Genomic DNA, 13,770 nt, shown 5'->3' on the forward strand with positions numbered 1-13,770 from the left:
CGGCGGTGGAGGCGCCCTGGACCTCCAGGGCCTTGTTGCTGTTGCGGTTGATCAGGCGGATGTGGCCGTTGTCGGAGTCGGCCAGGCGCCATTGCTGGTTGGTGCCGTTGAGGTCGCTCCACTGGACGATCGCTCCGCCGTTGGCGGTGGAGAAGCCGCTGACGTCGAGGACTTTGCCGGAGTGGCGGGATTTGACGCGGTAGTAGCCGCTGCCGGAGTCGACGAACTGCCACTGCTGCTGGTTGCCGTTGTTGCGGGTCCACTGGGTGATGCGGGCGCCGTCGTTGGTGGCGAGGTTGTAGACGTCCAGGGCTTTGCCGCTGGTGCGGTTGACCAGGACGTACCAGGCGTTGGTGTCGACGGACGCCGCGTTCGCGGCGTTCGTCGAGCCCAACGCGACCAGGAGACCGGCCATGAGCGTGGCTACGACCGCGATGATCGCCGCCGTGTTCCGGCGCGGGCGCCGGGCGTACGTGATTTCCAAGGGGTGCTCCTTGTTCGGGAACGGTTCAGCCGACACGGGAGAGTCGCGATTGCCGGATGTTGGCGCCCTGGGCCTCCAGGGCGCTGTCGCGGTCGGCAGCGGAGATCGCCGCCGACACGCCGACGGCGGCCACACCGGCGCTCAGGAGGGACAGGGATTTCCGTAGCCGGGTGCGCCCGGAAGACCGGGCCGGGCGGTTGGGGGGTTCATAGCGAAATGCCCTTCGGTTTACGGTGTGGTGAAGTCGAACCGGCGCACGGTCACCGCTCCGCCCAGTGACTGGGTGGCGTAGTTGAAGATCCCGAAGCGGTAGCCCATGAAGAACTGCCAGGCGTTGTTCAACGTGAAGGCCGGTCCGAGCGCGGTGAAGTTCACGCCGTCGGTGCTGTAGGAGAACCGGGCCTGCCTGCCGGAACCCGGCCGGATGTCGGCGTTCACCCGCAGCCAGATCCGGCCGCCCGAGATGTTCGCGCTCGCCGCCTCGGTGCCGGTGCCCGTGGTGGCCCAGCCGCTGTTCATGGTCAGGCCGTTGGTCATCACCACCCGGCTGACGCCGTTGTCGCGTTTGACGCCGATCCACGCCGACTGGTCCCTGAGCATCGCCAGCCCGGACCGGTCGCCGTTGCCCATCGCCGAGTGGTCGAGCTCGATCGTCGCGGTCGACGACGGGCCCTGGACGCGGTGGGTCAGGGTGTTGCGGGCGTTGTAGAGGTCGCCGGTGACGGTCGCGGTCCGCAGGCGCAGGCCGTCGCCGGTGGAGAAGCTACTGGTGTCGGGGTTGTGGTTCCACTCCCACCGGTGGCCGAGGCTGCCCGAGGTGAAGGTGTCCGGGCCGATCATCGAGGCCACGGTCTTTGAGGTCTGGATGTTCGGCCTGGGGTAGTTGACGCCCCAGCCGCCGTTGACCGTCTGGACGGTGGGCCAGCCGTCGCCGCTCCAGGTGATCGGCGCGAGCGTCGGGACCCGGCCGCCGGGGTAGGCGTCGACGAACGACATGTAGTACCAGGCGCCGTTCTGCGTCTGGACCAGGCCGCCCTGGTGCGGCACGCCGCCGCCGGAGATCGGGCCGGGCATGTCCAGCAGGACCTGGCGCATCTCGTACGGGCCGAACGGGCTGGTGGAGCGCAGCACGTACTGGCCGTTGGCGGGGCGGGTGAGCCAGATGTAGTAGTAGGCGTCGCGCTTGTAGAAGCGGGCGCCCTCCAGGGTGCCGACGCTGGAGGGGGTCTGGAACACCTGCTGGGCGCGTACCTGGCCGAGGCCGTCGGCCGAGAGCTGGGCGACGCTGATCGTGCCGTTGCCGTAGGCGACGTACATGGTGTCGTTGTCGTCGACGAGCAGACCGGCGTCGTAGTAGCAGTTGTTGATCTGCGAGCGCTTGGTCCAGGTGCCGTCGACCGCGGAGGCGGTGTAGACGTAGGTGCGATTGAACTCGACGCAGCCCATCCAGTAGAATGTGTTGTTGCTCGGCCGGTGGTTGAGCGTCGAGGCCCAGATGCCCTTCACGTAGGCCCGGCCGCCGTTGAGGTCGTAGGCGTTCGAGCCGAAGTCGAGCTTGGGCACCGAATGGCCCGCGTACTCCCAGTCGGCCAGGTTGTAGGAGCGCAGGATCGGCGCGCCGGGTGAGTAGTGCATCGTCGAGGCCGAGTAGTAGTACGCGTCGCCGACCCGGATGATGTCGCCGTCGGCGAAGTCCTGCCAGACCACCGGGTTGGTGTAGTTACCGCTCGGGTTCGTTCCGCCGCCGATCTGGACGAACTGCCATTGCTGGTTGGCGCCGCCCCAGTCGTCGTACTGGACGATGTTGGCGCCGTCGGCGGTGGAGGCGCCCTGGACCTCCAGGGCCTTGTTGCTGTTGCGGTTGATCAGGCGGATGTGGCCGTTGTCGGAGTCGGCCAGGCGCCACTGCTGGTTGGTGCCGTTGAGGTCGGCCCATTGGACGATCGCTCCGCCGTTGGCGGTGGAGAAGCCGCTGACGTCGAGGACCTTGCCGGAGTGGCGGGATTTGACGCGGTAGTAGCCGCTGCCGGAGTCGACGAACTGCCACTGCTGCTGGTTGCCGTTGTTGCGGGTCCACTGGGTGATGCGGGCGCCGTCGTTGGTGGCGAGGTTGTAGACGTCCAGGGCTTTGCCGCTGGTGCGGTTGACCAGGACGTACCAGGCGTTGGTGTCGACGGACGCCGCGTTCGCGGAGGAGGTGGCGGTGGTGAGCAGGGCGCCGGTGAGCACGACCGACGTGATGGCGGCGATCAGCACGCGCAGGCGATTTCGCCTGGTGGGGCGCATAGTTCTCCCTTCAAGAAATTGTTAGCGCTAACATTTGAGGTTCCAGAACTCCACCTGCTCCTGAGGGGTGATGTCGCGGAGTACATCCGACTGGCCGGGCGGCGTCAACGAGCCACGGTCCTCACCGACCAGGGCATCGCCTCCGGTACGTTTCCCTGCCTGGACATTCGCCCGGAGAGAGATCGCCCAGCGGTGCCCGCGCGAGTGAAAGTTTCACGGAGGTTACGCCCCGGCAGCCGCGGAGTTCGGGACGCGAACCTGGCGTTGATCACGGCGATGCCGACGCGGCCAGTCGTCATGGCCACGGTGGAAGATTCCGTCGTGGTCGAACCAGGGTGTGCGCGCGGGCGCCCTCCTCCGTCCGCGCCCAGCGGTAACAGCAGAGCTCCGGCCGTTCCGATCAGGTGGTGCTCATCGGACATGGTCGTTCCCATCGGCAGGGGGTGAGGCGGCCGGAGGTACCGCGTGGAGGAACGGGAGATCGCGCAGGTCCACGGCGAGGGGAGCGACCCGGCGCCGCTGCGCGACGTGACCGTGATCGGCCACCGCTAGCAGCCGCCGACCGGCCTGCTCGGGCCGGACGCCGGGACCGTCGGCCGACGGGGTGCCCGGCCCGCGGGTGAGTCCCCCGATGGCGGTCTCGTCGACCATGAGACCCAGGCCGGGCGAGTCCCCGAGGAGGAACGCGCCGTCCTCGACGTGCAGGTCGGCGGACACCCCGAGGGGAGGCCGCAGATCCTGCAGCTCGCTGGCGAGGTGGTTCGGCACCGACGTCGCGGCGTGCAGCAGGGCGACCGGGAGGTTGCCGATCGGGCTGACCGGCAGATCGTGGGCGTGCGCCAGGGCGGACACCCGCAGGAAGTGGGTCACCCCCCAGACCGCGGCCGTCTGGACGATGTCGACGGCCCCCGCGGCCAGCAGCGGGCGATACTGCTCAAGCCCGGTGAGGTTCTCCCCGGTGGCGACCGACGCGCAGATGCCACGGCCGACGACGGCCAGGCCCTCGGCGTCCCACCGCCGGACGGGCTCCTCGATCCAGGTGAGATCCAGGGTGCGTTCGAGCTCGTGGACGTGCCGGACCGCCTGCTTGCGCGACAAGGCCTCGTTCACGTCGAGCATCAGGCCCGGCCGCCCTCCGTGCCCGGCCTCGGTCAGGACCTCCCTGACCAGGGCCAGGCGGTGCCGGTCCCGCTCGATGTCGAGACCACCCTTGAGCTTGGCCGCCCGCAGGCCGTACCGGGCGTAGACCTCGTACACCGAGACGAGTTCGTTGTCGGTCAGGCCGATGTCCAGGCCCGAGGCGTACGCGGGGACCCGCCTGTCACGCCCGCCCAGCAGGCGCCAGAGCGGTTCACCGGCCGCCTTCGCCTTGATGTCCCACAGGGCGGTGTCGAGGGCGCCGATGGTCCCGAACACCGCGCCCGCGTGGCCCGCCTTGAAGGTCTGCCGCAGCATGCGGTCGTACAGCGCCGTCACGCCACGCGGATCCTCACCCTCGATGGCGGCGAAGACGCCGTCGAGCCCCACGTGCGGCCCGACGCCGACACCGGTGATCCCCTCGTCGGTGTCCACCATGACGATCGGCACCGGTACGACCCCGTCGGCGTAGACGCCGTTGGCGTCACCGACCGGACGGTCCCATTCCTGGATCGTGGTCAAGGCGCGATACCCCGAGATCCGCATGTCAGCCCTTCGTGGAACCGGCGGTGACACCGTCGGCGATCTGGCGCTGGAGAAAGAGATAGACCGTCAACACGGGCACGGCGGCGATCAGGACCCCGGAGGCGAAGGTGGGGATGTCGTCGGAGTACTGCCCGCGCAGCGAGGTGACGCCGACCATGAGGGTGCGGTGACCGGCCGACGGCATCAGCAGCAGGGAGATGAGCACGTCGTTCCAGCAGAACAGGGCGTCGAGAATGCCGACCGACAGCAGGGCCGGGGTGCCCATCGGCAGCATGATCCGCCGGTAGACGCCGTACGTCGTGTTCCCGTCGATCCTCGCCGCGTCGACGATCTCGCCGGGAATGGTCCTGTAGTAACTCGTCGAGGAACACCACCAGGGCCATCCCGAACGTCGCCCAGACGTGCACGCCGACGACCGCGAACATGGCGACGTCCGGGTCGCCCAGCCAGTCGACCGGGCCGAGGCCGATCGCCGCGAGGGCGGTGTTCAGCGGGCCGTCGAAGGCGAGCACGAGGTTGAAGATCGCACCGACGATCACCGGTGAGAGCACGGCCGGGAAGAAGTAGACGCCCCGGAAGACCCGGTGCCCGGGCACCCGCAGGTAGATGAACGTGGCCAGCAGGCCCGGGATCGCCACCGCCACGGGAAGCAGCAGCACCAGCAGCCCGACGTTGCCCAGCGCGCCGAGGAACAACGGGTCCTGGAACAGTTCCAGGTAGTTGTCCAGGCCGACCGGCGTCCCGTTGCGCTCGCCGTCGCCGGTGAAGGAGAAGTTGACGCCCAACAGCAGTGGCCACAGCCGTAGCGCGACGACGACCAGCAGGGCCGGGGCCACCAGGACGTAGGGCGCGAGGCGCTCGGAACGCGACGTGCGGGAGGCGGCCCCGGCGTCGTGGCGTGTCCGCGGCCTCGCCTCCCTCCCACCGGCCCGCCCGGAGTCGACGAAGGGAGCCGACGGCGAATCTCGGATCGGCACGCGATCAGCTCTCCCGGTCGGAGGCGGCCAGCTGTTCCACCACCTCGTCGACGGTCGCCGATCCGCTCAGGAGCTTCTGGGACAGCCTTCCCATCAGGTCCAGGGTCTTCGAGGACAACGCGACGTGCAGGGCGGGCCTGCCGTCCCTGATCTCGGACAGGATCGCGCCGACGGCCGCGGGCCCCCGCGACACGTCGATCGTGGTGTCGGACGTGATCGCGCCGGCGTCGGAGTGGAAGGAGGTGAGGGCGTCGGTCGTGGTCAGCGACCGCACCAGGTCGGCGGCCAGCCCCGGGTCCTTCGCCCACTTCGCGACCGCGTAGCCGATGCCGCCGTCGTACGGAAGGCTCGGGCTGGTTCCGCCGGTGACGACCGGGGACCGCATGACGCCGACCTTGCCGGCCCCCAGGAACTCGCTGAAGTCCTTCCAGTGCCCGATATCCGACATCAGCCCGATGATGTGGGCGGCCCTGCCGGAGTTGAAGATCGTGAAGGCGTCGTTGAACATCGCGGTCGAGTTGGCCCCGTCGTTGTTCAGCCCCGAGTCACCGGCCTCCTTCCACAGCTTGAAGACCCGCTTCACGTTGGGAGAGGTCCAGTCGCGCTTCCCGGCGATCCAGTCGTCGTACTCCCGCGACGTCAGGACGCCCGAGCCGAGACCCGAGAGGAAGAACTGGATGCCGGCGCCCTCCTTGTTGCCGAGCGCGAAGCAGTCGGCCCCGGTCCTCCGTTTGATGGTGGCGCAGTCGCCGACAAGGTCGTCCCAGGTCCTGGCGGGGCTCGCCGGGTCGAGTCCCGCCTTCTCGTACAGCGTCCTGTTGTAGTAGATCGGGTGGCCCTGCAGCGTCACCGGCGCGGCGTAGGTCTTGCCGTCCTCGCCGAACGCCTCCCAGCCCGCCAGGCGCCGCCTGTCCTCGGCGACGTACCGGTCGAGCGGGAGGAGCGCGTCCACGCGGTCGCGGATCTGGCCGCCCCCGTTGAAGAGCATGACGTCGGGCCCCGAACCGGCCTGGATGGCCGAGCCCAGCAGGGTGTAGTACTGGTCGAACGGCTGGGCCACGAACTCGACCGTGACGCCGGGGTGCTTCCTGGCGAAGTCGTCCTTCGCCTTCCGGACGTAGGAGGCCGCGGCGGCGTCACCGGATTTCCAGTCCCAGACCACGAGCTTCGTGACCTTGCCGGAGTCGCCCGGCGACGACGCGGGCCGGGTGGCGCTTCCGCAGCCGGTCAGGGCGAGCCCCACGACCAGGAGGGCCGGCCACGGTGTTCGCTGCTTCATTGCTGTTCACTCTCCAGAGGACGGTCGGCCGGGGGAGCCGGGCGGGGCAGGCCCAGGGTGGTGATGCGCCGTACCAGGGCCTCGCGCCGTACCCGGACCCGCGGGTCGCCGTCGTGGCCGGCCAGGGTGGCGGCGCGGACCTCGGCGATGACGTGGGAGTGCGGGACGTTGAGCACCGCGGCGGCCGTGGCGACGCTCACCAGGGGCTCGTCGGGCAGCATCGCCAGCCGTTCGGAGATCATGCGCTCGCGGAACTCGGCGGCGAACCACACGGTGGCGTCACCGACGCCGAGATGGAGGACGAGGCCCTCGCGTTCCAGGTGCCGCAGCAGGTCGTCGATGTCGGCCGGTGTGCTCATACGGCGGTTTTCCCTCCTGTCGGTGGTGTCGGCGGGACGGGGGAGGCCCGGCACCGCGTACCGGCGCCGTCCCCGGACCGTCCCGCCCCGGCCGTCCGTGACCGGCGCGTCCGGGTGACGGCCCTCGCCGGGGAGGCCCGCTGTCCCGGCGGGGGTATGGGGCGGCCGGGTCAGCCGCGCGGGCTCCAGCGCTGGTTGGCGCCGCCGTTGCAGGCCCAGAGGTTGAGCTTGGTGCCGTTGGCGGTGGCGCCGCCGGGCGCGTCCAGGCACAGCCCTGACTGCGCCCCCGTGATGGTGCCGTCGGCGTTGACGTTCCACCGCTGGTTCGCCTGCCCGTTGCAGTCCCAGATCACCACCCGGGTGCCGTTGGCGGTCCCCTGGCCGTAGGCGTCCAGGCACTTGCCGCCGTACACCGTCAGCTGCCTGCCCGAGGTGTGGGTCCAGCGCTGGTTGGCGCCGGTGCCGCAGTCCCAGAGCTGGGCCTGGGCTCCGTTGGCGGTGCTGCCGTCGCTGACGTCGAGGCAGCGGTTCGACTGGGCCCCGACGACCTGCGCGTTCTGCGGGCCGCCGCCCCCCTGGGGCCCGGCGGACGCCATCACGGCCTGGGCGCCCGGCGGCCAGTTGCCGTTGGTGACCGTGACGTTGCCGTTGACGACGTTGCCGCGGTCGCCGTTGGTCACGTTGGTGTCGCCGTTGGTCGACCAGTTGCCGGTGACGGTGAAGTTCCCCATGTTCTCGGCGAACCAGTAGTTGGCGGTGGCCCAGGTGCCGGTGGCGGAGAAGACGTTGTTTCGGGCGGTGTAGTAGCGGGAGCCCTCGTCGAAGTAGACGCCGAAGTGGCCGTTGGTCCGCAGGCAGTGGTTGTCGCTGATCAACCCGTTCGGGTTCGCCGAGAGCGTGTAGACGCATCCGCCGTCGTTCATCTGCTGCATGACGTCGTGCACGTAGTTGCCGGTGAGCCGGTTGCCGGACGCGGTGGTGGGCGTGGTGTAGCGCGGCTGGTGGTTGTAAAGGCCGCGGCCTGCGTAGTGCTCGCTGCCGCCGGCGTCGTTGGCGCCCCAGCCGTACCCGATCGACATGCCGGTGTACGGCATGTTGTAGACCTCGTTGCCGGAGATGGTGGCGGTGCTGACGTAGGTGGTCAGGACCGAGACGATGCCCCGGTACTCCACGCCGAGGTCGTGCAGGCGGTTGTCGCTGACGGTGATGTTCCGGTTGACCATCCGCTGGTCGCCGGGGTGGTGCGCGTCGGCGCGCACGCCGCCGACCACGATGCCGCCGGCCGAGTTGCGGGCGATCTCGGAGCGGGTGACGGTGATGTCGCTCGCGCCCAGGCCGACGCCGCTGGTGTGACCGTTGGCGTCGTTGCCGATGCCCACGGCCGTCTGGCCCAGGTTGACGAACCGCGAGTCGCTGAAGGTGATGTCGCTGGCGGCGGACACCTGTACAGCGGCGGGCATCTGGTACCAGTTCGGCCGGGCGGCCTCGAACTGCGGGCAGCCGTTGTGGCAGGAGGTGAAGGCGGGCCAGTTCCAGGTGCCGGCGATGTAGGAGCCGGTCTGCTGGTCCACGTAGCCCTGGTTGCCGCTGGGACCCAGCCAGGTCGTGCCGGTGAACGTGATCCCGGTGAAGGCGATGTGGTGCGCGGGCGCGTCGTAGGTGCCCCCGACGTTCACCAGGGACTGCAGCACCGGCAGCTCCACGCCGACGGTGCTCATGTTCTGCCCGGAGAGCGGGATGTAGGAGAGCGCGCCGGTCCCGGGGTCGAGGTACCACTCGCCCGGCGCGTCGAGGAACTCGTACGCGTTGACCAGGTAGAGCGGGCCCGCCCGGTGCGGGCTGGTGAAGGTGTCGTAGCCGAAGTTGTTGTTGCTCCAGCCGGGCTGCCGCATCGTGATGAGGTTCCCGCTGATGTTCCGCACCGACACGTACCGGTCCGTGAACGAGCCGACGCTCTCCATCTGGACGCGGCTCTTGTCGGCCAGGTTGTTCAGATAGCCCAGGGCGCCGTTGGTGAAGGCGAGGCCGGTGCTGTTCGCGGTGAAGTCCGACCGGTTCACGGTGGTCCGCGCGCGCGTGGCGATGGCGCCGTCGACGTAGAGCTGCCGGGTGTCGGTCCCGGCGCCGACGTTGGCCCGCCAGATGTTCTTCCCGGAGTCGGCGAGCGACCAGCCGGTGACCGCCCTCGCGCCGCTGATCACGGGGCGGGCGCCCGCGGCGGCCTGCCAGGTGACGGTGTGGCCGTTGGTGCCGGAGTCGGCGGCGGTCAGCCGGAGCGGCGCGGAGAGGCGGTACGTCCCGGCGGCCAGCTCCACGACGATGTCACCGGACATCGCGCCGGTGAGCGCCCGCACCGCGGTCTGCGCGGCGGGCAACGAGCACGGCTGGGCGGCGGAGCAACCGGTGCCGGTGCCGGAAGGGGAGGCGTGGAGGGTCGTGGTGGCCGCCGAGGCGGGGGAGACCGGCGCCACCAGAGCGGCCGCGGCGATCACCCCTGTCGCGGCGGCTCCGGCCAGCGTCAGCCTCCGCGTCGCGGAGTACGGGAATTCGAACACGGGACTTCCTTACGTGGGGGGTGGGGGAGCCCTGGAGCGGGCGGGCATGGAGAGGTGCCCCTGTCGTGGGAGGGATCCCGGGGGTGTCTCAGAGGTCCGGAAAGGGGGTCAGGTCCGGGTCCAGCGTTGGTTGCCTCCGCCGTTGCAGTCCCAGATGGCGAGCCTGGTGCCGTTGGCGGTGGCGCTGTTGGGCACGTCCAGGCACCTGTTCGCGCCGAGGGCGGTGATGGTGCCGTCGCTGTTGAGGCGCCACTTCTGGTTGTTCTGGCCGTTGCAGTCCCAGATCTGCACCGGGGCGCCGTTGGCGGTGCTCTGGTTGCTCACGTCCAGGCACTTGCCGCCGTAGACCCGCAGCTCACCCGCGCCGGTCGGTGTCCAGCGCTGGTTGGCCTGCCCGTTGCAGTCCCAGATCTGCGCCAGCGCGCCGTTGGCCTGCGAGGCGCCGCTCACGTCGAGACACCTGCCCGAGCCCACCCCCCGGATCGCACCCGCCGTTCCCGGCGTCGGGGTCGGCGTCGGCGTGGGGTCGGGCGGCTGGGTGCCCCCGAACTGGGAGAAGAACCTCCACACCTCTCCCTTGGTCCAGGTCGTGACGCCGCTCTCGGCGTAGGTCCCGTCCACCGGGCCGGGCATGTGACCGTTGTCGAAGGCGGCCCACACGACCGGATACCCGGCCCGGCACCCCGAGTAGGCGGTGGTGATGTGTGTCCTGCTGCCCGACCCCGGCTCGGGCGGGTTCTGGGCGGTACAGCCGTTGTTCCTGACGAACCTGTCGCGTAGCGACCGCCCCTGGGAGATGTTGAGCACCGAGTCGCCGATGCCGTGCAGTCCCATGTACGCGATGGGCTGGGTGCCGTCGCCGCACCCGCTGAGCTGCGCTCCGGCGTAGACCGCGACCGCGCGGAAGACCGTCGCCCTGCCGCACGCGAGCGAGTAACTCATCCCGCCGCCGTAGCTGAAGCCCAGGGCGAAGCGCTGCGAGGTGTCGACGCACAGGTTCGCCTCGATCAGCCGGATCAGGTCGTCGACGAGGGTCACGTCCTCGTTGCCGGAGTTGGCCCAGCCGTTGCCGATGCCCTGGGGGGCGACGAAGATCGCGCCGTTGTTCGACATCTGCCGCAGGCCGTAGAAGGACCAGGGGTACCCGCTGGTGCCGCCCGAGTCGACGTCGGCGGCGGTGCCGCCCCGCCAGTGGAACCCGAAGATCAACCGGTAGGGCGTGGCGCTGTCGTAGTTGTCGGGGGTTCTCAGGATGAAGGAGCGACTCTTGCCACCGCTCTGGATCGAGTGCGTACCGCTCCCCAGCGTCGGGGTCCTGCCGCAACCGGCGGTCGGCGCGAGGGTGCCAGCCCCGGAGGACGTGGTCTCGCCGAAGCCGTCGCTCAGCGCCGCGTGAGCCGTGGACAGGACGAGAAGTACCGCGACCGCGATCGCGCCGAGAAGGGATCTGTGCTTCGACATCACCCGATCCCTCCCTCGGCCGGGACGTCGACGTGTCTGGAGGGGGAAACCACTTGGCTCTCCTTCGTCGGGGGGTGGTCGGGGGGTGGTCGGGGGGTGGTCGGGAGGTGGGAGTCTCAACGCCGTTTCGCTGGTTCCCGTGCTGAGAACCACGTCTCGCCGGTTCTTGCCGGTGTCGCCGGACGGCCGCGCCCTGGTCCGGGGCGGCCGGGGCCTCGTGGACGACGGTGTCCGCCCCGGAGGGCCTCACGTCGGATGCGGTCCGGCGGGGGAGGGGATCCCCGGGGGACTTAGCTACTAGTTACGTTCCTCGCACTGAGGCGAGTCAAGCCCTTAAGCCTACTTATTTCCGACTCATCACCAGGGTCTGTCGTCGAAGTGAGGACTCTTTCTGGCATAAGTGCAGCTAGACATGCCGCGTTTCCTTCCGTCCGACCCGGGAGGCCGGTGGGCGGAGCAAATGTGTAGCACTTAATGTCGGGGGAGCCGGGGAAGATTATGCTGATCCGGACCCCATTGGTCGTACTCTTGAGGAGGTGGTGGCAGGGAGGGAGCGGGCAGCGTGGTCGATACTCCGCGTGCGGAAGGCGTGTACCGGCCGGGCTACGAGGTGGCCGCCGAGCAGGTGCTGGAGCTGATCAGCCGGTTGCGCCTGCGGCCCGGCGACCGCATGCCCACGGAGAACGAGCTGGCCCAGCAGCTGGGCACGAGCCGGACCGTCGTGCGCGAGGCGGTGAAGATACTCTCGGCACTCGGCCGGGTGCGCGCCCAGAAGGGACGCGGCCTGTACGTGGCCGACGACGAGGGAATGCTCGGCACCGGACGCTGGGCGTCCTTCTTCCTGCCCACCGACCTGGACCACGTCTACATGCTCTTCGAGTTCCGCCGGGCCCAGGAGATGGAGACCAGCCGGCTCGCCGCCCGCCGCGCCACCCCCGCGGAGCTGGGAGACATCGAGAAGTCGGCCGGGGTGTGCCGCTACGGATTCGACAACGGGCGCGAGGATCTGTTCAACGAGGGCGACGACGCCTTCCACGCCGCCATCGCGACGGCCTCGCACAACATGTTCCTCCAGATAGCGGTACGGGAGGTCCGCCGGCTGCAGGCCCAGTCCAACCTCATCGGGCTGCGCGGCTCGATAGGCGGCCACGCGGCCAAGGCCGTCGAGGAACACGACGCCATCTACCAGGCCATCCGTGCCGGCGACCCCGAAGCCGCGGCCCAGGCCGCCGCGACACACATCGACAACACGCTGGACGACTACCGCAGAGAGATCCAGCAGCGCATCTTCTCGCCGACGGACTGACTCCTCGCGGGCGGACCGCGCGGGTGACGCGTCCGGCGCCGTCGTACGCGGCGACCGGCATGGGCACCGTGCGCCCCCGCTCCGCGTGACCCGGGCGGGCCCGGCCTCGTGCCGAGCCCGCCCGTTCCGGCTCTCCCGGTCCTGATCATGTGCCGTGACGATGTTCACCTGACGGGGTTCACGTCTTCGCGGTGGAGACCGGGAACGCGTGAGAGCCGGATCCGTGTCACGTTGTCAGCTCTGGTGGGTGAGCAGGCCGGGGCGGTAGGACAGAAGGCCCTGGTGGAGCGCGATCCCCGAGGTGCCGTTCCAGGTCCACTTCTGGTTGTTGCCACCGTGGCAGGCGTAGAGCTGGATCAGGGTGCCGTTGGCGGTTCCGGTTCCGGCGGCGTCCAGGCACAGCCCGGACTGCACGCCGGTGACGCTGCCGTCGGTGTTGACGCGCCACTTCTGGTTGTCGCCGCCCCAGCAGCCGTAGATCTGGACCTTGACCCCGTTCGCGGTTCCGGCGGCGTCCAGGCACCTGTCGCCGTAGACCCTGAACTCACCGGCGGCGGTGTAGGTCCACTGCTGGTTGGGATTGGTGTGGCAGTCCCACAGGTGCAGCTGGGTGCCGTTGGTGGTGCTGGAGCCGGGCACGTCCACGCAACGGCCGGAGGCCACCCCCCTGATCTGCCCGGTACCGCCACCCGACGTCGGGGTGGGATCCGGGTCCGGGTTCGGGTCCGCGGCGTTGAGGGCGTTCAGCACGGCGGTGTAGGCGGGTTTCTTGTTGCCGTTGCCGTCGAAGAGCAGGGGGCTGGTGTTCGCGCCGAGCCAGGAGTCGCTGTCACGGACGCCCCACACCGTGATGCCGGTGCAGCGCGGCACGGCCAGGCAGTCGTTGGTCACGTTGGCGTAGGTGGTCGCCGAGCCGCCCTGGATGTCCAGTTCGGTGATCTGCACGTCGACGCCGAGGGCGGCGAAGCTGGAGATGGTGGTGCGGTAGTTGCTGTTGTAGGCGCTGTTGCTGTTGAAGTGCGACTGCAGACCGACGCAGTCGATCGGCACGCCGCGGGACTTGAAGTCGCGGACCATGTTGTAGACGCCCTGCGTCTTGGCCCAGCTCCAGTTGTCGATGTTGTAGTCGTTGTAGCAGAGCTTGGCGGCCGGGTCGGCGGCGCGTGCGGTACGGAAGGCGACCTCGATCCAGTCGTTGCCGGTGCGCTGCAGGTTGGAGTCACGGCGACCGCCGGAGTTACCGTCGGCGAACGCCTCGTTGACCACGTCCCAGGCGTAGATCTTGCCCCTGTAGTGGGCCATCACGCCGTTGATGTGGTCGATCATCGCCTGGCGCAGCGTGCTGCCCGACAGGGACTGCATCCAGCCCGGCTGCTGGGA

General features: G+C 69.6%; 11 protein-coding genes. 2 read left to right on the forward strand and 9 right to left on the reverse strand.

Features of this window, described 5'->3' with window-relative positions:
• The 4 genes from ACW9TB_RS39050 to ACW9TB_RS39065 form a co-directional block, all read right to left on the reverse strand.
• Positions 1 to 484: RICIN domain-containing protein (locus tag ACW9TB_RS39050; RefSeq protein ID WP_472753159.1), on the reverse strand; the 484-nt coding region annotated here is incomplete at its 3' end.
• A gap of 228 nt (positions 485 to 712) precedes the next feature.
• Positions 713 to 2,770 (reverse strand): family 43 glycosylhydrolase, encoded by a 2,058-nt coding sequence (locus tag ACW9TB_RS39055; RefSeq protein ID WP_472753160.1) that lies wholly within the window; start codon positions 2,768 to 2,770, stop codon positions 713 to 715.
• A 411-nt stretch (positions 2,771 to 3,181) separates the two neighbouring features.
• A complete protein-coding gene (locus ACW9TB_RS39060; protein ID WP_472753161.1) occupies positions 3,182 to 4,429 on the reverse strand; it encodes a mandelate racemase/muconate lactonizing enzyme family protein in 1,248 nt (415 codons plus the stop codon).
• A gap of 25 nt (positions 4,430 to 4,454) precedes the next feature.
• The gene (locus tag ACW9TB_RS39065; protein ID WP_472753168.1) at positions 4,455 to 4,796 is read right to left on the reverse strand and encodes a carbohydrate ABC transporter permease; all 342 of its coding nucleotides are present in this window, start codon (positions 4,794 to 4,796) and stop codon (positions 4,455 to 4,457) included.
• Between the two features lie 58 nt (positions 4,797 to 4,854).
• On the opposite strand from ACW9TB_RS39065, the gene ACW9TB_RS39070 reads away from it, so the two are divergent.
• A complete protein-coding gene (locus ACW9TB_RS39070) occupies positions 4,855 to 4,998 on the forward strand; it encodes a hypothetical protein (protein ID WP_472753162.1) in 144 nt (47 codons plus the stop codon).
• A 436-nt stretch (positions 4,999 to 5,434) separates the two neighbouring features.
• On the opposite strand, the gene ACW9TB_RS39075 is transcribed toward ACW9TB_RS39070, so the two are convergent.
• From ACW9TB_RS39075 to ACW9TB_RS39090, 4 genes are all read right to left on the reverse strand, one after another.
• A complete protein-coding gene (locus ACW9TB_RS39075) occupies positions 5,435 to 6,709 on the reverse strand; it encodes an ABC transporter substrate-binding protein (RefSeq protein WP_472753163.1) in 1,275 nt (424 codons plus the stop codon).
• Positions 6,706 to 7,068, reverse strand: a complete 363-nt coding sequence (locus ACW9TB_RS39080) for a hypothetical protein (RefSeq protein ID WP_472753164.1) — start codon at positions 7,066 to 7,068, stop codon at positions 6,706 to 6,708. The genes ACW9TB_RS39075 and ACW9TB_RS39080 overlap by 4 nt, the downstream gene beginning before the upstream one ends.
• 170 nt (positions 7,069 to 7,238) lie before the next feature.
• Positions 7,239 to 9,623 carry a ricin-type beta-trefoil lectin domain protein gene (locus tag ACW9TB_RS39085; RefSeq protein WP_472753165.1) on the reverse strand — a complete coding sequence of 795 codons (2,385 nt, stop codon included), beginning with the start codon at positions 9,621 to 9,623 and terminating at the stop codon, positions 7,239 to 7,241.
• 108 nt (positions 9,624 to 9,731) lie between these two features.
• On the reverse strand, positions 9,732 to 11,084 hold the full coding sequence (locus tag ACW9TB_RS39090; RefSeq protein ID WP_472753166.1) for a lectin: 1,353 nt from the start codon (positions 11,082 to 11,084) through the stop codon (positions 9,732 to 9,734).
• A gap of 562 nt (positions 11,085 to 11,646) precedes the next feature.
• Between ACW9TB_RS39090 and ACW9TB_RS39095 the strand changes: the two genes are divergently transcribed.
• On the forward strand, positions 11,647 to 12,390 hold the full coding sequence (locus ACW9TB_RS39095) for a FadR/GntR family transcriptional regulator (protein ID WP_329082349.1): 744 nt from the start codon (positions 11,647 to 11,649) through the stop codon (positions 12,388 to 12,390).
• Positions 12,391 to 12,624: 234 nt separating this feature from the next.
• On the opposite strand, the gene ACW9TB_RS39100 is transcribed toward ACW9TB_RS39095, so the two are convergent.
• The coding region (locus ACW9TB_RS39100; protein WP_472753167.1) for an endo-1,4-beta-xylanase at positions 12,625 to 13,770 on the reverse strand (1,146 nt) is incomplete at its 5' end.

The sequence above is a fragment of the Streptosporangium sp. H13245 genome (assembly GCF_055690525.1).

Excerpts from the sequence above, each read along its gene's own strand:
- ACW9TB_RS39080 (WP_472753164.1), bottom strand. The coding sequence starts at position 7,068 with ATGAGCACACCGGCCGACATCGACGACCTGCTGCGGCACCTGGAACGC.
- ACW9TB_RS39055 (WP_472753160.1), bottom strand. The coding sequence starts at position 2,770 with ATGCGCCCCACCAGGCGAAATCGCCTGCGCGTGCTGATCGCCGCCATC.
- ACW9TB_RS39075 (WP_472753163.1), bottom strand. The coding sequence starts at position 6,709 with ATGAAGCAGCGAACACCGTGGCCGGCCCTCCTGGTCGTGGGGCTCGCC.
- ACW9TB_RS39090 (WP_472753166.1), bottom strand. The coding sequence starts at position 11,084 with ATGTCGAAGCACAGATCCCTTCTCGGCGCGATCGCGGTCGCGGTACTT.